Origin of the sequence: Streptomyces ardesiacus (assembly GCF_003112575.1) — a bacterium.
Lineage (GTDB): Bacteria > Actinomycetota > Actinomycetes > Streptomycetales > Streptomycetaceae > Streptomyces > Streptomyces ardesiacus.
In genome coordinates this window covers 733,918-752,118 of record NZ_BEWC01000008.1, presented here as the reverse complement: position 1 = coordinate 752,118, position 18,201 = coordinate 733,918, and the positions used below count along the sequence as shown (strand labels likewise).

20 protein-coding genes are annotated in these 18,201 nt (G+C 72.0%); 10 read left to right on the top strand and 10 right to left on the bottom strand.

Annotation, left to right across the window (positions count from 1 at the left end; translation table 11 throughout):
• Window positions 1–111 precede the first annotated feature (111 nt).
• The 3 genes from paaI (at window position 112) to Sdi02f_RS28475 (ending at window position 3,314) form a co-directional block, all read left to right on the top strand.
• Window positions 112–561 (top strand): hydroxyphenylacetyl-CoA thioesterase PaaI, encoded by a 450-nt coding sequence (gene paaI, locus Sdi02f_RS28485; protein ID WP_030403248.1) that lies wholly within the window; start codon window positions 112–114, stop codon window positions 559–561.
• Window positions 558–1,904 carry a phenylacetate--CoA ligase PaaK gene (paaK, locus tag Sdi02f_RS28480; protein WP_055469796.1) on the top strand — a complete coding sequence of 449 codons (1,347 nt, stop codon included), beginning with the start codon at window positions 558–560 and terminating at the stop codon, window positions 1,902–1,904. Before paaI ends, paaK begins: the two co-directional genes overlap by 4 nt.
• 111 nt (window positions 1,905–2,015) lie before the next feature.
• Complete coding sequence (locus Sdi02f_RS28475) at window positions 2,016–3,314, top strand: flavin-containing monooxygenase (protein WP_030403250.1); 1,299 nt, start codon at window positions 2,016–2,018, stop codon at window positions 3,312–3,314.
• 101 nt (window positions 3,315–3,415) lie between these two features.
• Here the strand turns inward: Sdi02f_RS28475 and Sdi02f_RS28470 are convergent, their stop codons facing one another.
• The 6 genes from Sdi02f_RS28470 to Sdi02f_RS28445 all read right to left on the bottom strand — a co-directional run bounded on the left by Sdi02f_RS28470 (window position 3,416) and on the right by Sdi02f_RS28445 (window position 8,648).
• Window positions 3,416–4,543, bottom strand: a complete 1,128-nt coding sequence (locus Sdi02f_RS28470; protein WP_108934243.1) for a tryptophan dimethylallyltransferase family protein — start codon at window positions 4,541–4,543, stop codon at window positions 3,416–3,418.
• Window positions 4,544–4,750: 207 nt separating this feature from the next.
• A complete protein-coding gene (locus Sdi02f_RS28465) occupies window positions 4,751–6,100 on the bottom strand; it encodes a cytochrome P450 (RefSeq protein WP_030403252.1) in 1,350 nt (449 codons plus the stop codon).
• A complete protein-coding gene (locus Sdi02f_RS28460) occupies window positions 6,097–6,708 on the bottom strand; it encodes a GTP-binding protein (protein ID WP_030403253.1) in 612 nt (203 codons plus the stop codon). The genes Sdi02f_RS28465 and Sdi02f_RS28460 overlap by 4 nt, the downstream gene beginning before the upstream one ends.
• Window positions 6,683–7,060 carry a DUF742 domain-containing protein gene (locus tag Sdi02f_RS28455; protein WP_030403254.1) on the bottom strand — a complete coding sequence of 126 codons (378 nt, stop codon included), beginning with the start codon at window positions 7,058–7,060 and terminating at the stop codon, window positions 6,683–6,685. The genes Sdi02f_RS28460 and Sdi02f_RS28455 overlap by 26 nt, the downstream gene beginning before the upstream one ends.
• The gene (locus tag Sdi02f_RS28450; RefSeq protein WP_030403255.1) at window positions 7,057–7,458 is read right to left on the bottom strand and encodes a roadblock/LC7 domain-containing protein; all 402 of its coding nucleotides are present in this window, start codon (window positions 7,456–7,458) and stop codon (window positions 7,057–7,059) included. The genes Sdi02f_RS28455 and Sdi02f_RS28450 overlap by 4 nt, the downstream gene beginning before the upstream one ends.
• Window positions 7,455–8,648, bottom strand: a complete 1,194-nt coding sequence (locus Sdi02f_RS28445; RefSeq protein ID WP_030403256.1) for an ATP-binding protein — start codon at window positions 8,646–8,648, stop codon at window positions 7,455–7,457. Before Sdi02f_RS28445 ends, Sdi02f_RS28450 begins: the two co-directional genes overlap by 4 nt.
• 330 nt (window positions 8,649–8,978) lie before the next feature.
• On the opposite strand from Sdi02f_RS28445, the gene Sdi02f_RS28440 reads away from it, so the two are divergent.
• The 4 genes from Sdi02f_RS28440 to Sdi02f_RS36125 all read left to right on the top strand — a co-directional run bounded on the left by Sdi02f_RS28440 (window position 8,979) and on the right by Sdi02f_RS36125 (window position 12,053).
• Window positions 8,979–9,731 carry a sulfite exporter TauE/SafE family protein gene (locus Sdi02f_RS28440; RefSeq protein WP_174843400.1) on the top strand — a complete coding sequence of 251 codons (753 nt, stop codon included), beginning with the start codon at window positions 8,979–8,981 and terminating at the stop codon, window positions 9,729–9,731.
• Window positions 9,732–9,859: 128 nt separating this feature from the next.
• On the top strand, window positions 9,860–10,588 hold the full coding sequence (locus tag Sdi02f_RS28435) for a S1 family peptidase (protein WP_167458262.1): 729 nt from the start codon (window positions 9,860–9,862) through the stop codon (window positions 10,586–10,588).
• A gap of 207 nt (window positions 10,589–10,795) precedes the next feature.
• Complete coding sequence (locus Sdi02f_RS28430; protein ID WP_108934241.1) at window positions 10,796–11,635, top strand: ABC transporter ATP-binding protein; 840 nt, start codon at window positions 10,796–10,798, stop codon at window positions 11,633–11,635.
• Window positions 11,636–11,888: 253 nt separating this feature from the next.
• Window positions 11,889–12,053: a hypothetical protein gene (locus Sdi02f_RS36125; protein ID WP_218030782.1), complete on the top strand. Its 165-nt coding sequence runs from the start codon at window positions 11,889–11,891 to the stop codon at window positions 12,051–12,053.
• Window positions 12,054–12,122: 69 nt separating this feature from the next.
• On the opposite strand, the gene Sdi02f_RS28420 is transcribed toward Sdi02f_RS36125, so the two are convergent.
• The gene (locus Sdi02f_RS28420; protein ID WP_030403260.1) at window positions 12,123–12,488 is read right to left on the bottom strand and encodes a transglycosylase family protein; all 366 of its coding nucleotides are present in this window, start codon (window positions 12,486–12,488) and stop codon (window positions 12,123–12,125) included.
• Between the two features lie 213 nt (window positions 12,489–12,701).
• Between Sdi02f_RS28420 and Sdi02f_RS28415 the strand changes: the two genes are divergently transcribed.
• The gene (locus Sdi02f_RS28415; protein ID WP_031086662.1) at window positions 12,702–13,193 is read left to right on the top strand and encodes a DUF5949 family protein; all 492 of its coding nucleotides are present in this window, start codon (window positions 12,702–12,704) and stop codon (window positions 13,191–13,193) included.
• Between the two features lie 43 nt (window positions 13,194–13,236).
• Here the strand turns inward: Sdi02f_RS28415 and Sdi02f_RS28410 are convergent, their stop codons facing one another.
• Together Sdi02f_RS28410 and Sdi02f_RS28405 are read right to left on the bottom strand one after the other, a co-directional pair.
• Window positions 13,237–13,773: a cysteine hydrolase family protein gene (locus Sdi02f_RS28410; protein ID WP_030403262.1), complete on the bottom strand. Its 537-nt coding sequence runs from the start codon at window positions 13,771–13,773 to the stop codon at window positions 13,237–13,239.
• A gap of 74 nt (window positions 13,774–13,847) precedes the next feature.
• Window positions 13,848–14,651: a restriction endonuclease gene (locus Sdi02f_RS28405; protein WP_030403263.1), complete on the bottom strand. Its 804-nt coding sequence runs from the start codon at window positions 14,649–14,651 to the stop codon at window positions 13,848–13,850.
• Window positions 14,652–14,795: 144 nt separating this feature from the next.
• Here Sdi02f_RS28405 and Sdi02f_RS28400 point away from each other — a divergent pair, with 144 nt between their 5' ends.
• Both Sdi02f_RS28400 and Sdi02f_RS28395 read left to right on the top strand, forming a co-directional pair.
• Complete coding sequence (locus tag Sdi02f_RS28400; protein WP_031086666.1) at window positions 14,796–15,866, top strand: right-handed parallel beta-helix repeat-containing protein; 1,071 nt, start codon at window positions 14,796–14,798, stop codon at window positions 15,864–15,866.
• A 64-nt stretch (window positions 15,867–15,930) separates the two neighbouring features.
• The gene (locus Sdi02f_RS28395; protein ID WP_030403265.1) at window positions 15,931–16,959 is read left to right on the top strand and encodes a methyltransferase; all 1,029 of its coding nucleotides are present in this window, start codon (window positions 15,931–15,933) and stop codon (window positions 16,957–16,959) included.
• A 79-nt stretch (window positions 16,960–17,038) separates the two neighbouring features.
• On the opposite strand, the gene Sdi02f_RS28390 is transcribed toward Sdi02f_RS28395, so the two are convergent.
• Window positions 17,039–18,190 (bottom strand): SchA/CurD-like domain-containing protein, encoded by a 1,152-nt coding sequence (locus Sdi02f_RS28390; RefSeq protein WP_053638950.1) that lies wholly within the window; start codon window positions 18,188–18,190, stop codon window positions 17,039–17,041.
• Window positions 18,191–18,201: the final 11 nt, after the last annotated feature.

Sequence of the window (18,201 nt, the reverse complement as noted above, 5' to 3'; positions counted from 1 at the left end):
AGACCCGGACCCCGCCGGCCGCACCCTTGACAGTGCCACCGCGTGGCTGGATTACTTGGCCTTGCCGCGAGCTAACCGAATGGTCGGTCGGGAGACAAGGTGGTGGGTACGGTGTCGCAGGCCACGCAGCGGACGCCGACGGAGGCGATGTTCTTCGCGGACGAGGCCTCCCGGGGGCTCGGGATCGAGCTGGTGGAGCACGGGGAGGGAACCGCGGTGCTCCGCATGACCGTGACCCCGGCGATGGTGAACGGACACCGGATCGCCCACGGCGGCTATCTGTTCCTGCTCGCCGACACCGCGTTCGCCTGCGCCTGCAACAGCCACGGACCCGTGACGGTCGCGGCCGGCGCCGACATCGTCTTCGTCGCCCCGGCGCGCGAGGGCGACGTGCTCGTGGCCCGCGCCGAGGAGCGCGCCCGCTACGGACGCAGCGGGATCTACGACGTGAGCGTGCGCCGCGGCGGGGAGCTGATCGCGGAGTTCCGCGGACGCAGCCGCAGCGTGCGGGAGGACACGGCGCGCGAGGCGCCGGGCACGACGACGAAGGAGTCGCGATGAGCAGCGAGCCGACGACCGGGACGGCCCCGGCATCCCGACCGGGCGAGCCCCTCCCCCACGACCTGCTCGACGACGCCGAGCGGCTCTCCCGCGAGCAGCTCCGGGAGCTCCAGCTCGACCGTCTGCGCGCGACCCTGCGGCACGCCTACGACCACGTCGAGCTGTACCGCAAGAAGTTCGACGCCGCCGGGGTGACCCCCGACGACTGCCGCAGCCTGGCGGACCTGTCCCGCTTCCCCTTCACCACCAAGGCAGACCTGCGGGACACCTACCCCTTCGGCATGTTCGCCGTCCCGATGTCCAAGGTGCGGCGGGTGCACGCCTCCAGCGGCACCACCGGACGTGCCACGGTCGTCGGGTACACGGACAACGACCTGTCCATGTGGGCGGACGTCATAGCCCGTTCCCTGCGCGCCGCGGGCGGGCGCCCGGGTCACAAGGTGCACATCTCCTACGGCTACGGCCTGTTCACCGGCGGCCTGGGAGCCCACTACGGCGCCGAACGCGCCGGCTGCACGGTGATCCCCGCCTCCGGGGGCATGACGGCGCGTCAGGTGCAGATCATCCAGGACTTCCGCCCCGAGATCATCATGGTCACCCCGTCCTACATGCTCACCCTGCTCGACGAGTTCGAGCGCCAGGGCGTCGACCCGCGCACCAGTTCCCTCAAGGTCGGCATCTTCGGCGCCGAGCCGTGGACCGAGGAGATGCGGCGCGAGATCGAGGAGCGCATGGACATCCACGCCGTCGACATCTACGGCCTGTCCGAGGTGATCGGCCCGGGCGTGGCCCAGGAGTGCGTCGAGACCAAGGACGGACTGCACATCTGGGAGGACCACTTCTATCCCGAGGTGGTGGACCCGCTCACGGACGCCGTGCTGCCCGAGGGCGAGGAGGGCGAGGTCGTCTTCACCTCCCTCACCAAGGAGGCGCTCCCGGTGATCCGGTACCGCACACGGGACCTGTCCCGGCTGCTGCCCGGCACCGCGCGCCCCGCCTTCCGCCGGATGCAGAAGGTCACCGGCCGCTGCGACGACATGATCATCCTGAGGGGGGTGAACGTCTTTCCCACCCAGGTCGAGGAGGTCGTGCTGCGCACCCCGGGCGTCGCCCCGCACTTCCAGATCCGGCTCACCGAGCGCGGCCGCATGGACCACATGACGGTGCGGGTCGAGGCCCGCCCCGACGCCGGTCCCGAGCAGCGCGATGCCGCCGCGAGGGCGATCGCGCAGGGCGTCAAGGACGGGGTGGGCGTCACCGTCGAGGTCGAGGTCGTCGAGCCGGAGACGCTGGAGCGCTCGCTGGGCAAGATCCGCCGGGTGTGGGACCTGCGGGGCGCGTGAAACGTGAGCACGGACACGTGTGTTCGTGCGCCGTACCGGTGTGCGAGAAGGAACGGATGGGCAGGAAAGGCATGATCGGGGGAGGTTGAGCAGATCCTGAGGGGACATCCCGTGCGTGTGTGTGTGATCGGTGCAGGACTGTCGGGGCTGGCGATGGGCCATGCCCTGAAGAGCCGCGGCATCTCCTTCGTCTGCCTGGAGAAGGCACGTGACGTCGGCGGTATCTGGCGACAACCGGGCGCCGGTGAGCGGGGACCGGGCTATCAGACCCTGCACCTGAACACCGCCAAGCAGCTCACGGGTTACGCGGACTTCCCGATGCCGTCCGACTACCCGCTCTATCCCCGGCACACCCAGGTCGCCGCCTACCTGCGGTCCTTCGCCGAGTGGGCGGGCCTGCTCGACCACGTGGAGCTGCGGACCGAGGTGGTCTCCGTCCGTCAGGACGCGGACGGCGGGTGGACCGTCGTCAGCCGGGACGCGGAGGGCGCGCAGACCTCGCGCCGGTTCGAGCAGGTGGTCGTCGCCTCTGGCCACCACAACGAGCCGGCCCTGCCCGATCCCCTTCCGGACGGCGCCGACTCCTTCGCCGGAACGATTCTTCACTCCCTCGACTACCGCGACGGCAGCGACTTCGCCGGTCGGCGCGTCGTCGTGGTGGGCCTCGGCGCCTCCGCGGTGGACATCGCCGCGGACCTCTCCCGGCACGCGGAGCGGACCCTGTTGTCGGTGCGCCGGGGGCTGCACATCGTGCCCAAGCAGGTCTTCGGTATGTCCCTCGACGAGGTCGCCGAAGCCCCGTGGTGGAACGAGATGCCCTTCGCCGAGCGGCGCAAGTGGGTGGAACAGGCCCTGCTGGTGGCCCGGGGCAGGCTCTCGGACTACGGCCTGCCCGAGCCCGACCACCCGATCCTCTCCTCCGCGACGACCGTCTCGGACGAGATCCTCAGCCGGATCCGGCACGGTGCGGTGACTCCGAAGCCCGCGATCGCCTCGTTCGAGGGCGACCGGGTCGTGTTCACGGACGGCAGCTCCGAGACCGCCGACACGGTCGTCTACTGCACCGGTTTCCACATGACCTTCCCCTTCCTGCCGCCGGGCTGCCCGGTCGCGGCCGACGGCTCGGTCGAGCTCTACCGGCGGATCGTCCCGGCCGACCGGCCCGGTCTGTACTTCGTGGGACTGGTGCGGCCCGCGGGCGCCCTCACCCGGCTGGTGGAGGCCCAGGCCCAGTGGGTGGCGCGCCTCGTCGACGGCGCCGCCGCGCTGCCCGGGGCCGAGGAGATGCGCGAGGAGATCGGCACGTACCTGACCGGCATCGCCGAGCGCTACGGCCGGACTCGCGGCGCCTCGATCCAGGTCGACGTGGGTCCCTACCTGGCGGAGTTCCGGGAGCCACTGCCGGTGTGACGTCCCGGAGGACGCGGTCGGCGACCACGCCCGGCCGCGTCCGTGCCCACGGCTCCCGGCGGATCGCGCCGGGAGCCCTGTCTCGCGCGCGGACGTTCCGTTCAGCGGACCGACAGCGGTTGGCGGACGGTCTCCACGACCGGCGGCCGGACCGTGTAGGCCTCCGAGGAGAGGTACGCCGTCACCCGCGGCGGGCGGTCCCCTTGGTGGGCGAGGGCCAGGTAGGCGATCAGGCCGACCCCGTCCTCGGGCCGCCGCTCGGTGAGTGCGGCCAGGGCGCGGTTGAGCACGGAGGCGTCCATGCCGTGGTGGTGCAGCATCGTGGACGCCCGTGCCAGGGCCTCCCCGTCATGCCGGACGTAGTCGCGCACCGGGATGTACAGGGTGAATCCACTCGGCCGCGCCGCGCCGAGGTCGGTGAAGGAGTGGCAGGACTGAACAGGCCGCCCGTCGAGCCCACCCGCGTCGGGGCCGAGACCTCCGGCCGTGCGGAAGAAGCCCTCGACCGCCGTCGGCGTCGGGCCCGAGTCCGTCCGGGACAGCCGTCCGGCCTGGCCGGCCGTGAGGTTGTCGTGGCGCAGGTAGACCTTCGCCCGGGGTTCCGCCCAGTCCCCGAGGTCCAGGGCGAGGAAGGGGTATCCGCTGCCCTGGGGAAGGGTGTCGAAGGCCCGGTGGTGCCCGAGCCGGCGCAGTGCCTCGCGCAGCGTCGCGGCGGAACGTTCCTCCCCGCCCGCCGCCGGGTTCAGGTAGACCTTGACCCCGGGTACGCCGCCGGGCCTGAGTTCCAGGGCGCACCACAGGGCGAGGGGGCCCTGCGGAGTGGGGGGCAGGAACAGGTCCAGGAGTTCGTCGAGGGCGTCGGTGGTGAAGTGCCAGCGCCGCGCCATCCGGCGGACCGCCTCCAGTCCGGCACGGCCGTTGTCGGCCAGGCTGGTTGCGCCGCAGCCCGGTTCCACGAGGACCCGCATGGCCGGGGCCGCCCCGGGCCGGAAGGAGAGGGAGAACTCCACGGGGGTGTGGTCGTCGGACAGGAAGGAGCGGGTGGGCGGCGCCAGGCTCAGCGGCCGCTGGGCCACCGGTCCCAGTGCGTCGGTCAGGACCTGCGCGTAGGTCTCGACGTCGGCGCGGGAGAGGCCGGCGACCGAGCCGAGTCTTCGCAACTGGCCGCCGGTGAAGGAGCCGAGCGTGGGTGCGCCCTGCGGGTCCGTGCCCGTCGGCGCGGCCCTCAACGGTCCGCCCCCGGCCGGGGCCGCCCAAGGCGATACCCGCCTCGGGGGGCGGGTATCAGGGGATTCGGCGGAGGGAAAGCGGCGTTCGCGGATATGTGGTCCACGACACCTCCTTTGGCTCATAAGCAACTTGAATACCGCGTTGCTCACTACCCGTGCCGTTCGATCTTCATGCGGAAGGGGCGGATGGCGAGGGTGTTGCGCACGTCACCGTGTGAGCCAATTGAGGAACTGGCTCCACATCCCCTTGTGTTCGGCCGGGCGGGCCGGACCCGTCGGCCTCTCCGGCCCGGGCGCCACGGTGGCCCGCCCCGCTTCGCCGCGCCGTGCGGCACGCACCGGGGTGAACCGGGCCGGAAGGTTGGCCAGAGCGCGGTTGAAGGGGCCCGGACGCCACGTCAGGCTGTCCTCGGGAACGGCGAGTTCGACGTCGGGCAGTTCGTTGAGCAGGTGCTCGATGGCCGTGACCGTGATGTGCCGGGCCGGTTCCTTGGACGGGCACGCGTGCGGGCCCGCGCTCCAGGCGAGGTGCGCGCGGTTGCTGCCCGCCTGGCGGGACGCCTGGAGGGCGGGACCGGTGTTGGCGGCGGCGAAGCTGACGAGCACGAGGTCGCCCGCCTGCATCCGCTGTCCGGCCAGTTCCGTGTCGACCGCCGGGTAGTGCGGGGCGAAGTTGGCCATGGGCGCGTTCTCCCACAGCGTGTCGTCGAGCGCCTCGTCGATCAGGCCGCCCTCACGGGCGTACCGCTCGTGGGTCAGGAGCCGGTGCAGGGTGTTGCCGAGGAGGTTGCGCAGGGGTTCGGCTCCCGCGCTGAGCAGCAGGGCGATCTGGTGGACCGTCTCCTCGTCGTCGAGTCGGGCCTCGTGCTGCATCAGCCAGGAGGCGACGTCGTCGCCGGGCTTGCGCCGCTTCAGCGTGACGAGCTCCCCCACGGCCTCGAAGAGCACCGCGGCGGCCTTCTCGGCGTTGACGCCGTCGAACATGCCGGAGATGCCGAACATCACCCGGTCACCGATGTCGGCGGGGCAGCCGAAGAGTTCGTTGAAGACGAACAGCGGAAGCTGCTTGGCGTAGTCCCCGAGCAGGTCGGCCGAACCGCGGGCGGCGAACTGGGAGATGAGGTAGCCCGAGGTCTGCTCGGTGCTGCGGCTCAGCCGCCGGGTGTCCACCCGTGCCATGCTGTCCGTGACCGCCTGACGCAGCCTGAGGTGGTCGGCGCCGTCGGCGAACATGCAGTTGTGCCGGTGGGCCAGCAGCGGCACGACCGGGCTGTCCGGGCTGATCCTGCCCTCGTTGAAGGCCCGCCAGCGGCGCGCGTCCTTGCGGAAGGTGCCGGAGTCCTGCAGCAGTTGGAGCGCCGCCGCGTAGTCCGTGACCAGGGTCGCCTCGACCCCCGGGGCCAGTTCGACGGGGGCCGCGGCGCCGTAGTGGCGCAGGTACTCGTAGTACGCCTGCGGGTGGGCGGCGAACTCCGGTCCGTGCAGCGGCACACGGGCGCCGGAGCCGTGGGCCGGGCAGCCGGGCGGCGGTACCGGCGCGGTGTCGTGGGCGTTCATGGGTGCTCCAGCTCCTGGCGGGTGCGGTTCAGCAAGTAGCGGACGAGGGTGGTCAGTGCGGCGGCCGAGGACTTCTCGTCGCGGGCGTCGCAGGTGACGACGGGGGTGTCGTCGAGCAGGTCGAGTGCCTCGCGCAGCGCCCGCTCGTCGCGCAACGGCGTGCCGTCGAAGTGGTTGACGGCGATGGCGTAGTCGAGCCCGTAGTGCTCGATGAGGTCGATCACGGGGAAGGAGTCCGCCAGCCGCTCCGGGTCGACCAGCACCAGGGCGCCGAGCGCACCGCGGGCCATGTCCTCCCACATCTGCACGAAGCGCTGCTGGCCGGGGGTGCCGAAGAGGTAGAGCACGACGCGGTCGCTGATGGTCAGGCGGCCGAAGTCCATGGCGACCGTGGTGGTGGTCTTGCCCCGCACGCCCTTGAGGTCGTCGACCTCCTCGGCGGCCTGCGTCATCGTCTCCTCGGTGGACAGCGGCTCGATCTCGGAGATCGAGCCGATGAGGGTGGTCTTGCCCACCGCGAAGTGCCCGACGACGAGGATCTTGACCGCCGTCTGGGTCGCTCCCTCGCGTACGTAGTCCCGCTCACCCAAACTTGGCGCGGAGCCCATTGAGCACCTCCTCCAGGATCTCTCGGTCCGCGAGGCGGGCGCGGGCCACCGGCGGGCGGGTCATGAGGTGACCGCCCTCCATCAGGGAGGCCAGCAGGATCCGCACGACGCCCAGCGGGAAGTGGGTGTGTCCGGCGATCTCGGCGACCGAGAGGTAGCCGGCGGAGCAGAGGTCGAGCAGGCTCTGCTCCTCGGGGGACAGCCGGGCCGGCCGCTGCTGCTGGTCGGCGGAGGCCGTGACCAGGGTGATGAGGGAGAGGGCGTCCTCGTCGGGAAGTCCGCGGCCCTTGGTGATGACGTACGGACGTACTAATTCCGGCGCCTCGGGCTGCCAGCCGTCGTGGCCGGTCACGAGCGGCTGCCCAGGTTCTCGCGCGGCGGTGTCGTCAGCCGCTTGCCGAGCTGGGCGACGAGCTGCTGCATCCGGAAGGTGATGTCGGCCATGTCGACCTCCGGGGAGGCGGAGACACCGAGGTAGGCGCCCTCGCCGGCGGAGATCAGGAAGACCCAGCCGCCGTCGAACTCGACCAGGGTCTGCCGCCAGGACTGGCTGGGGTCCTCACAGAAGAAGGCGAGGGTGCGGCTGAGCGACTGCACACCGCTCATCGCCGCGGCGACCCGGTCGGCGTCGTCCTTGTCGAAGTCCTGCGTCCGGGCCATCAGCAGGCCGTCGGCGGATATCAGGACCGCGTGCAGGGCGCCCGGAATCTCCAGCGCGCTGTCGAGCATCCATGACAGATCGTCGTTCACGAGACCTCATGTCCTTCGCTGCTTGCACCAGGTGTTTCGCTCGTCCGGCCGGCGTGGTCCGGGCTGTCCGGCTCGGTGACCCGGCCGGACTGCGTTCCGCGCTGGAAGGCACCCATGACCTGTGCCTGCTCGGAGTCGGAGCGGCCCGTCGCGCGCGGGGTGGACGCGCTGCCGGGCACGATGGCCATCGGCCGCTTGCGGCGGCGCCGGGGCAGACCGTCGCCGGTCGGGGAGGAGGTGAGTGCCGCCTCCGGTCCGCCTTCGGGAACCGGGCGGGCCGTACCGCGGGCGGCCGGGGCGGATGCGGGGGCGGGGGCCTTCTTCTCCGGCATGGCGGTGAGCAGTTCGTGCGGGAGCAGGACCACCGCCCGTACACCTCCGTAGGGGGAGGAGGAGTCCACCGACACCTCGAAACCGAATCGTTCGCACAGCAGGCCGATGACGGCGAAGCCGAACTGGGGCGGGTTGCCGAGCCCCGCCACGCCCGAGGCGCGCTCGGTGGCGAGCAGCTTGTCGGCGCGGGCCCGCTCCTCGTCGCTCATGCCGACACCGGCGTCGTCCACGACCACGCAGATGCCCTTGGGCACCGTCCGGATGTTGATCTCGACGACGGTGTCCGGGCTGGAGTAGCTGGTGGCGTTGTCGAGCAGCTCGGCGAGGGCCAGGGCGACGGGCTCGACGGCCCGGCTGGTGATGCCGAAGTCGACCTGGGAGAGGATGTCCACCCGGCGGAAGTGCCGGATGCGCCCCTGGGCACTGCGCACCACGTCGTACACGGAGGCGGTGTCGCGCCGCCCGCCGAGCCAGCCGTCGCACAGCACGGCGATGGACTGGGCGCGCCGGCCGAACTGCGAGTTGGTGTGGTCGATCTCCAGCAGGTCCTGGAGCAGGGCCGAGTCGCCGTACTTGGTCTGCAGCCGGGAGAGCACCAGCTGCTGTTCGGCGGCGAGGCCCTGAAGGGTCCGCATGGCGGATTTCAGCACCGTCTTCGTCTCGTCCTCGGCCCGCTCCTGGGCGGCCTGCACGGACTTGCCGTAATCGTTCTCCAGCTCGGTGTAGTGATCCCTGAGCCCCTGGACCTGCTGCCGCAACGCCCGTGCCGCCTTGCGCTGGCGGCTGATGAGCACGGCGGCGGCGACGAGGGCGACGAGGGCGACCCAGAGCAAGGGGTTCCCTGTGTATTCCGTCATAAGACTCTCTTCAGGCGACTGACAGCCGGCTTGCTGAATTCCGTCCGTGCGGGCGGTCCGGTGGACTGCCCGCACCGGGGAAGCTGCCCGGGCTGCCCCTTGTGTCGGGGATGCCGTCTTTCACCCATCCGCCCGCTCCGCAAACGCGGTGATCGTATCACCGCATGATCAGGTGAATTGACGTCAAGAAGCTTCTGAACATGAACGGTTGAGACCGGCGAGCCCGCCCCTCCGCGCGGTGGGTACAGTCGGCCCCGTGAAAGATGCACAAGACACGTTCCGGCCGACTACGGGTCCGGGGCCGGGCGGTACGGGGTGACACCGGAGGCCATGGCGGCGGTGTTCACGGCCGGCGTCGGGGCCGGCGCCATCAACAGCGTCGTCGGCTCCGGCACCCTGATCACCTTTCCCGTGCTGCTGGCCACGGGACTGCCGCCGGTCACCGCGACGGTCTCCAACGCGCTCGGCCTCATACCCGGCTCCATCAGCGGGGCCATCGGCTACCGCGAGGAACTCCGCGGCCAGCGCCGGCGCGTGCTGAAGCTGGGCTCGGGAGCGCTGGTGGGCGGTCTCGCGGGCGCCACGCTCCTGCTGATGCTGCCGGCCGACGCCTTCGAGACGATCGTGCCGGTCCTGGTGGGCCTCGCCCTGCTGCTGGTGGCGTTCCAGCCGCAGATCGGCAGGCTGGTCCAGCGCCGCCGGGCCCGCACCGGCGCCTCGCCCCGCCGGGACGGCGGCCCGCTCCTGTTCGGCGGCCTGACGCTGGCCAGCGTCTACGGCGGCTACTTCACCGCGGCCCAGGGGATCATCTACCTGTCCCTGATGGGCATGCTCCTGGACGAGCCCCTGCAACGCCTCAACGGCGTGAAGAACGTCCTGGCCGCCGTCGTCAACACCGTCGCCGCGCTCTTCTTCCTCTTCGCCGCGGACTTCGAGTGGACCGCCGTCGGGCTCCTCGCGGTCGGCTCGGGACTCGGCGGCTACGTCGGCGCCAAGGTGGGCCGCCGCTTCAGCCCGGCGGTCCTGCGGACACTGGTCGTGACGGTCGGCACGGTCGCCCTCGTGCAACTGCTGCTGCGCTAGGCGGCGTCCGGCATAACGCCGCGTTATGCGAAGCCGGGATTGTTCGGCCGGCCACCGGGCCCGACATGCTGTGGGCGCCCCCACACACCAGCACGCGCCCCGGCGCGTGTCGTCGGAATCGAGGAGCCTTGCGAACAACGAGACTCGTCCCCGCCCTGCTGGCCGCCCTCGTGGCCACGCTGCTGTCCGCCCTCGCGCTCGCCCCGACCGCCTCCGCGGTGGAGCCACGGCCCGGTGACGGCGGCCCCCAGCCGATCATCGGCGGCGGCTACGCGCAGAACGCCCCCTGGGCGGCGCGGCTGTTCTCCAACGGCCAGCAGACCTGTACCTCGACCATCATCTCCCCCACTTGGATCCTCACCGCCAAGCACTGCGTCAGCGGCGGCAACCTCGCCTTCCGCATCGGCAGTCTCGACCAGGGCTCCGGCGGCACGGTGGCCAACGGCGTGCAGACCGTCACCAGCGCCTCGGCGGACCTCGCGCTGGTCCGGCTCGACCGCTCCGTCTCCGCCACCTACGCCCCGCTCGGCCAGCCGGGCACGGTGCGGGTCGGCCAGACCGTGCAGGTCTACGGCTGGGGCGCGACCTCCCGGTGCGGCTCGGCGATCAACTGCCAGTCCCCGTACCTCAAGGTCGCCAACGTGAGCGTCACCCAGGGCTGCTACGACGCCTACTACGGCCAGGCGATATGCGCCCGCCCCGTCGACGGCATCACCGCGGGCGGCGACTCCGGCGGACCGATGATGGCCGGCGGCGTCCAGGTCGGCGTCGCCTCGACCAGCGACCGGCAGAGCACCACGGCGTACACCAACGTGACCGCCTACCGCTCCTGGATCCAGTCGGTGGCCGGCGTCTGACACCTCCCGCTCCCGGGGTCCCGTGCCCGCCTCCGCCACCGCGGAGCCGGGGGCGGGGCCCCGCCCCCGTCCCGGGCACCCCCGCGGCCCGGGCCACCCGCCCGCCGGGCCGTCCAGGAAGCGGACGGCCCGGCGGGCGGGTGGCCGGTACATCTAGTGTGCACGGTGACCGACCACGGGGTGTCCCGCGTGCGAAGGAGCCACGGCATGACCGGCCAGACAGCCAACTCCCGGGAGAACGAGCACGAGGCGGCCGTGCTGCGGCTCCAGGACGTGTGTGTGCGCCGCTTCACCACGGACCAGTCGATCCTCGACGCCGTCGACTGGACGGTCCGGCCGGGCGAGCACTGGGCGCTGCTGGGGGCCAACGGCGCCGGGAAGACCACCTTGCTGCGCCTGCTCGGCGCGCTCATGCATCCCACCACGGGCACGGTCGAGGTCCTCGGCAGCCGGCTGGGCCGGGTGGACGTCCGTGAGCTGCGGGCCCGCATCGGCCACGTGAACTCCGCCCAGCGGGTGCCGCAGGACCTCACCGCCCACGCGGTCGTGCTCACCGGCCACAGCGGCACCGTGCAGCCCCTGTGGCGGACGTACGACGAGGAGGTGCGGCTGCGCGCCCGCGACCTCCTGACCGAGCTCGGCGTCAAGGAGCTGGCCGACCGGCCCTACGGTGTCTGCTCCGGCGGGCAGCGGGCGCGGATCCTGATCGCGCGGGCGCTGATGGCCGATCCGGCCCTGCTGCTGCTGGACGAGCCGTTCAACGCCCTGGACCTGCCCTCCCGCGAGGACCTCGTCGAGGCGATGCACCAATTGGCCGAGGGCAGGCCGCAGTTGGCCACCGTGACGGTCACCCATCATCTGGAGGAGCTGTTCCCCGCCGTCAGCCACGCCCTGCTGCTGCGCGAGGGCCGGGTCCTGTCCCGGGGCGCGGTGGACGACGTTCTCACCGGCCCCCTGCTGACCGCCTGTTTCGGCCGGGACATCACGGTGACCCGGCGCGACGGCCGCTGGTCGGCCTATTCGGGCCGGCGCGTTTCCGGAGCATGACGGGCCCGCGAAGGCGTCGTTGCGGTCCCGGCGGCGCCCGCCGGCAGACCTGGCGGAAGGGCGAGGAGGGCCGGAAAGGAGAGGCGCCGGAATCCGGGCATGCGTGTGCGCGAGGTCATGACCCCGGGCTCCCGCATCGGATCACTCGCGGAACGACAGCCGCTTCCGGCTGGTCCTGGACATCGTCGACCGCGAACGGCCCAGCGTCCGCCAACCGCTGCACCGCCTCACGGGCGCCCGCGGTCACCGGGTGGTGGCGGGCACGCCCGAGCAGGTCGCCGACCGGCTTCAGGAGTGGTTCGAGCAGGGGGCGGCCGACGGCTTCAATGTCATGCCGCCCTGGCTGACCGGTGGCTTCGACCTCTTCGCCGACCATGTGGTGCCGCTCCTGCGGCCGGCCGCGGAACCCGTCCGCTGAGGGCGACGGAGGCCGCACGTGCACGCCCACGGGGTGCCCCGGTCGGCGTGGCGCGGACGGCGGTTGCGGTCAGGCGCAGCCCCAGGCGCCCATCCCCTGCATCCGCGCCAGGCGTTCGGCCACGGCGATCTGCTCGGCGCGGCTGGCGAGGTCCGCGCGCGGGGCGTACTCGAGGCCGCCGGCCGCGGCCCAGCTCGACGGCGCGAACTGCAGTCCGCCGTAGTAGCCGTTGCCGGTGTTCGCCTGCCAGTTGCCGCTGGACTCGCAGGCGGCGATGGCGTCCCAGTCGGTGCGCAGGGGCACCGACGGCGCGGCCACGGCCTGGCCGGTCGCGCCGAGGGCGGTGGCGGCGACCAGGGTCACTGCGGCGGAGCGGATCCTGCGGCCACGCGAACCGCGCACGTCGCTCCGACGATCATTTCGTCTACAGATCATAAGATCACTGCTACACCAGGTGACCGTGGACCGCCGCTCAACACCGCCCCGTCTTGGTCCAGTCGGCGCACGCACTCACCCCTGTCCCCCGCTCCGCCGCGCGAGGGCGACCGGTCGGTACACGCCCCTCGTTCGTGTGAAGAACCGCGAAGGTGTCGTCCAGTCGGGTGACGGCCGGGCGGGTGCGCGCCCACGCCCGCTTACGGTTTCGCGGTGACCTCGATCTCCACTGCCCCGCGCCCCCTGCGAACCGCCGACCTCGGAACGCTCGTCATCATGTCCTGGAGCCGTGACACGCCCGACGGCGCCGTCCCCTTCCTTCTCGCCTGCTCCCTCGGCGACGGGGCGGGCGGCCCCGAGGCGACCCCGGCCGCCGTCGAGGGGCTGCTCAGCCGTTCCGGTCTCGCCGTGGGCGGCGACGGCGTCCTCGACGGCACCGTCCTGCCCGCCCTGCCGATCAGCCTGCTGGTCGTACCGGGTGCGGCGGCGCTGACCATGCCGGGCGTCAACGCCCAGTTCGTCCCCACCCCGCAGTGGCGGGCGGCGGTGGACGAACGGGGGTACGCCTGCCTCATCTTCGCCACCCGTCCCTGGCCCGGGGGCGAGACGGGCGACGCCGCGGCGGTCGCCGCCTTCGCCAACCACGAGGACACGCTCGCCACCGCCGCTCAGGTCGTCCTGCCGGTGCGCAGCCTGCGGACCTGACGGGCGGGCGCCCGGTCCGCCCACCGCGTGGCGGCGGGTCGTCTCACGTCCACAACTCGCCGCTGTCGCACACCCGGGCGCCCATGTTCCGCTCCATCATGCGCAGCGCCGCGTCCGCGAGATCGGCGTGGATGTGGGCGACCGCGTCGCGCGGCACGATGACCTGCAGATGGCGGATGTGCGCGTCGAGGGCCGAGTAGAGCACGCACTGCTCGGTCACCTGCCCGCACAGGACCAGCCGGTCGATTCCCTGCTGGTGGAGCAGATAGGTCAGTGGGGTCTCGAAGAAGATCGAGTGGCGTGCCTTGACCACGAAGAGCGAGGACTCGTCCGGTTTCAGCGGCTCGACGAGCCGGGAGTGCGGTCCCGAGAGGGCCTTGTCGAGGATCTCGCCGTGGTGCGAGCGCCACTCCCCGAAGTTGTCGTTGACGTAGATCACGGGAACGCCCTGCCGTCGCGCCCGCTCCAGCAGGCCGGTCACCCGCGGCAGTACGGATTCCACGGCGGGGATCAGGAACTCGGCGTCCTCGTGGTCGTAGGTGTTGATCATGTCGATGACGATCAGCGCGGTCTTGCCCATACCGCCCAGGTTGCCACCGCGGGGCGCGGAATCCCCGCTCCACCCGCCGACCGCGGGCGGGCGAGCCGCCCGGCTCACCACGACGCCCGGCCGAGGGGCCCCGCCCCGTCCCGCCCGGGCGGGAGCGGCTCCCAGGGTGCGGGTCCGCCGCCCTCGCACCAGTCGCGCAGCCACCGCTCGTCCACGCAGACTATGCCGCACTGCTCGGCGTAGTCGGCGGCCGGTGCGGTGAACCCGGTGCTGGCGACGAGGACCGCCACGTCGGCCCCGTGCACGGTGAAGCAGGTGCCGCCGAAGCGCTGGAGGTCCTGGGAGCCGACCTTGTGGTCCGGGCTGTAGCGCTTGCACTGGATGACGAGCCGCCGGCCGTCGGGCGCCACCGCCAGCACGTCGGCGCCGAGGTCGCCCGCCCCGCCCACGACCTCGACGTCGACGCAGCCGTCCCGCCGGCACAGGTCGGCTATCGCCTCCTCGAACTCGTCCGGGTCGAGCTCCTCGTGGCCGGCGGGGACGACGGCCACGGTGGTCTCCTCACCGCTTGCGTACGGGGCCGGTGCCGGCGCCGCCTCACGGTCCTCCTCCAGCGCGTCCAGCGTCGTCGCCGTGGCCGCCGCCAGGGCGTCCGTGGTGCGCAGGGCCGCCCGGGCCGCGGTGGACCGGCCGCGTGCGCGACGACGCAGGAGGACGGCCGTGACCGCGCCGAGCACCAGGACGAACACCCAGACCGGTCGCCGCTGCGCCGCGTCGCACGCCATGCGCACGACCCATCCCAGCAGGACCAGGGCGATGGCGGCGAGACCGAAGGTCACGGTGGTCGCCCGCAGGTCGAAGCGGCGCCCTGCGCGTCCGGCGCGGGCACGGTGTTCGGGCACGGTCACGGTGGTCGTTCCTCCCCGGGTGGCCGACATGAAGATCACGTACGCCTAGTGCCCGCGAAGTACGGGTTCAGCGCCCGTTCGTGACACGCCGTCGGATGGCTCATCCCGGCGATCGGGGAATATGTCAGGCATACCTTTTCGAATATGAAGAAATGCCATGTCGTGTACCTCGTGTGCACCGCAGCGATGATCGGGACGGGGCTCGGTGCGGCCCCGGCGTCCTCCGTCCCCCGGACCCACCTGGTCCACCCCGGGCAGTCGATCCAGAAGGCGGTGGACGCCGCCCGCTCGGGCGACACCGTCCTCGTCACTCCCGGCGTCTACCGCGAGAGCGTCAAGGTGAGCACCCCCGGGCTCACCCTGCGGGGCGTGGGCCGCGGCACGGTCATCGAGCCCGGCACCGAGAAGGCGACCGACAACACGTGTGCCGAGGGCGGCAACGGCATCTGCGTGATCGGCACGAAGGACAAGAACGTCAAGGGCGTCACCGTCGCCGACCTGACGGTGACCGGGTTCACCCGGACCGGTGTGTTCTCGATGTCCACCGACGGCCTCACGGTCCGCAACGTCAACGCGGTGAAGAACGGCGTCTGGGGCATCGCCCAGGAGCGGTCCGTCCACGGCGTCATCCGCGGCAACACCGCCCGCGACAACGGCGACGCGGGCATCTTCCTCGCCAACAACATCAAGGCCGAGGAAGGCGCCGCCGACACCGAGGGCACGCTCGTCGCGCACAACCGGCTCGAGGGCAACCGCATCGGCGTGACCGTCCGTCGCCTGCGCAACCTCGCCGTCGCGGAGAACCACATCACCGGCAACTGCGCGGGCGTCTTCGTCGTCGGCGACGAGAACGCCCCCAAGGCCGGCGACCTCGTCGTGCGCGACAACCGCGTCGTGCGCAACAACAAGTCCTGCCCGAAGACCGACCGCCTCGAGGCGCTCCAGGGGTCCGGCATCGTCCTGACCGGCGTCGAGAAGGTTCTCGTCGCCGACAACACCGTCCAGGGCAACTCGGGCACGTCCTCGATGTCGGGCGGCATCGTCCTGGCCGCGAGCATGGTGGGCACCGCCAACGCGAAGAACGAGGTCAACGGCAACCGGCTGAGCGGGAACTCCCCCGCCGACCTGGTCAACGCCGGGACCGGCGACACCGCCAAGAGCAACACCTTCACCGGCAACACCTGCGGCGCGTCCAAGCCCGCGGGCCTGTGCTGAGCCGGCCGTAACCACCCGTGGACCGACGACGGCCCATGGACCGAAGAAGGAAGGAAAGCGGCACATGACGACCGCACAGACTGCTCCGCCCCCGCCCATGCGGCTGAGGGAGCTCGTGTTCGGGGCGGCATGTGCCGCCGCCCTCCGCGCGGCCGCACGGCTCGGCGTCGCCGACGCCCTGGACGACACCCCCATGGCCGTGGAGGACCTCGCGGCCGCGGTGAAGACCGAGCCCAAGCCGCTGCGCCGGCTCCTGCGCGCCCTGACCTGCTACGGCGTCTTCACCGAGCACCGCGACGGGACGTTCGCGCACACCGACATGTCCCGGCTGCTGCGCGAGGACGACCCGCACAGCCTGCGCAACATCACCCTGTGGTGCACCGAACCGTGGACCTGGGACGCCTGGCCCCTGCTCGACGAGGCGGTGCGCACCGGCTCCAACGTCGTCGAGGGCCTGTACGGCAAGGAGTTCTTCACCTACCTCAACGAAGACGCGCCCCAGTCGGCCGAGGTCTTCAACCGGGCCATGACGACGTCCAGCCGGCAGTCGGCCCAGGACGTCGCCGCCTTCCTCGACCTCTCGGCGAGCAGTTCGGTCGCCGACATCGGCGGCGGCCAGGGGCACGTGGTGGCGAGCCTGCTGGAGAAGTACCCGGCCATGCAGGGCACCCTGCTCGACCTGCCGCGGGTGGTGGAGAACGCCGACCCCCGCCTGCGCGAGGGCGGTTCGCTCGCGGACCGGGTCCGCATCGTGCCGGGCGACTGCCGCGAGGCCATCCCCGTGCGGGCCGACGTGTACGTCATCAAGAACATCCTGGAGTGGGACGACGACAGCACCGCCCGCGCCCTGCGCAACGTCATGGCGGCCGGCGGTCCGGGGGCCCGGGTCGTCGTCATCGAGAACCTCGTCGACGACACCCCGTCCATGCGGTTCAGCACGGCCATGGACCTGCTGCTGCTCCTCAACGTCGGCGGTGCCAAGCACACCACCGACAGCATGGTCGGCCGGCTGACCGACGCGGGCCTCGTCATCGACGACATCCGCCCGGTCAACCCGTATCTGCACGCCTTCGACTGCACGGTGCCGAAGTGAGCTGACCCGCGGACGCACACGTGTCGGCCGCCGCACCGCCAAGTCGCGGTGCGGCGGCCGACGTGTGCGGGCGGGCCGGTCAGGCGTCCGGCGCGCGCCGGTCGGTGACCAGTTCCATCCGGGCGCCCTCGAGCGCGCGGACGAGTCCGCCGCCCGTCGGGGAACCGGCGTCGGTGAAGCCGTCCAGCAGGGTCGTCAGCTCGGACACCCGGCCGGCGTCCGGCAGGCCCAGGGTCACGGCGGGGTCGCCGTCGTGGAGGTCGCCGCGTACGTCGACCAGCCGCACGACGACGTCGTCGCGCTGGAAGATGGTGCTGCACAGCACGGGGCTCCGCGCGTCGTCCGCCGCGGCCTCGTCGTACTCGGCGAGCACCTGGGCCAGCCGCATGCCGCAGCCCGGCCGGGCCGGGTAGGACAGCGCGTGCCGCTGTGCCGTCGGGTCCACGTCCCCCGCGGTCACGTGGTGGACGGCGGGCAGCGCCGCCCGCGTGTAGAACACCCGGGCGGACTCCGGGTCGGCGAGGTCGCGGTCCTGCTCCAGGTACGGGTTGATGGCCTCCTCGACGGCCCGCACCTCGGGCTGCTCGGCCACGTGCCGCAGGGCCGCGAGCAGGTCGCCGCGCACCTCGATGGCCCGCACCACCCGGTTCCCGTGCAGGAACAGGGACGTACGGCACAGGCGCGTCGTGTCGTCGACCCGCGGCTCGGGAGAGGCGTAGTCGGCCAGGATCTTGCCGACCACTTCCTCGCTGCCCGGCTTCACCGTGAAGGTGAGCGCGTGCCGGATGACGCCGTCGCCGACGCGGGGCGCGGACTGCAGTCCGCTCCGGGCGGCCTCGTCGCCGGCCGCCGGACGGCCGGTCTCGCGGACCACGTGGAAGCGGAGGGACCTGGTGTCCCGGACGCAACTGTGCAGCGGCTTGACCATCCGCACGTGCTCCTCGCTGCTCACCCAGTTGAGGAACGGCGGCGCGCTCTCCCACTCGCTGGTGATGAGCCACTGCGAGGGGTTCTCGATGGACTGGCAGAGCTGCTCGCCGATGTGCCCGGGAACGGACTCGACGTGGCTGCGCAGGTTCTCGTACGTCTCGAGGAACTGCTGCTGGGCTCCGTCGTAGACCTCCACCAGGAGGACGACCCGCAGGCGGGAGCCGTCGAAGACGGACTGGGAGACCTGGTGCGACACCTGTCGCGTCAGCGGTTCCGAAGCAGTGGTGGGCGTGGTGGTCATCGGGCGCACAT

What these genes read in the sequence shown, in the direction of transcription:
- paaK (WP_055469796.1), top strand. Translation starts at nt 558, where the DNA reads ATGAGCAGCGAGCCGACGACCGGGACGGCCCCGGCATCCCGACCGGGC.
- Sdi02f_RS28465 (WP_030403252.1), bottom strand. Translation starts at nt 6,100, where the DNA reads ATGAACGCCCACGACACCGCGCCGGTACCGCCGCCCGGCTGCCCGGCC.
- Sdi02f_RS28460 (WP_030403253.1), bottom strand. Translation starts at nt 6,708, where the DNA reads ATGGGCTCCGCGCCAAGTTTGGGTGAGCGGGACTACGTACGCGAGGGA.
- Sdi02f_RS28445 (WP_030403256.1), bottom strand. Translation starts at nt 8,648, where the DNA reads ATGACGGAATACACAGGGAACCCCTTGCTCTGGGTCGCCCTCGTCGCC.
- Sdi02f_RS28440 (WP_174843400.1), top strand. Translation starts at nt 8,979, where the DNA reads ATGGCGGCGGTGTTCACGGCCGGCGTCGGGGCCGGCGCCATCAACAGC.
- Sdi02f_RS28430 (WP_108934241.1), top strand. Translation starts at nt 10,796, where the DNA reads ATGACCGGCCAGACAGCCAACTCCCGGGAGAACGAGCACGAGGCGGCC.
- Sdi02f_RS28420 (WP_030403260.1), bottom strand. Translation starts at nt 12,488, where the DNA reads ATGATCTGTAGACGAAATGATCGTCGGAGCGACGTGCGCGGTTCGCGT.
- Sdi02f_RS28410 (WP_030403262.1), bottom strand. Translation starts at nt 13,773, where the DNA reads ATGGGCAAGACCGCGCTGATCGTCATCGACATGATCAACACCTACGAC.
- Sdi02f_RS28400 (WP_031086666.1), top strand. Translation starts at nt 14,796, where the DNA reads ATGAAGAAATGCCATGTCGTGTACCTCGTGTGCACCGCAGCGATGATC.
- Sdi02f_RS28395 (WP_030403265.1), top strand. Translation starts at nt 15,931, where the DNA reads ATGACGACCGCACAGACTGCTCCGCCCCCGCCCATGCGGCTGAGGGAG.
- Sdi02f_RS28390 (WP_053638950.1), bottom strand. Translation starts at nt 18,190, where the DNA reads ATGACCACCACGCCCACCACTGCTTCGGAACCGCTGACGCGACAGGTG.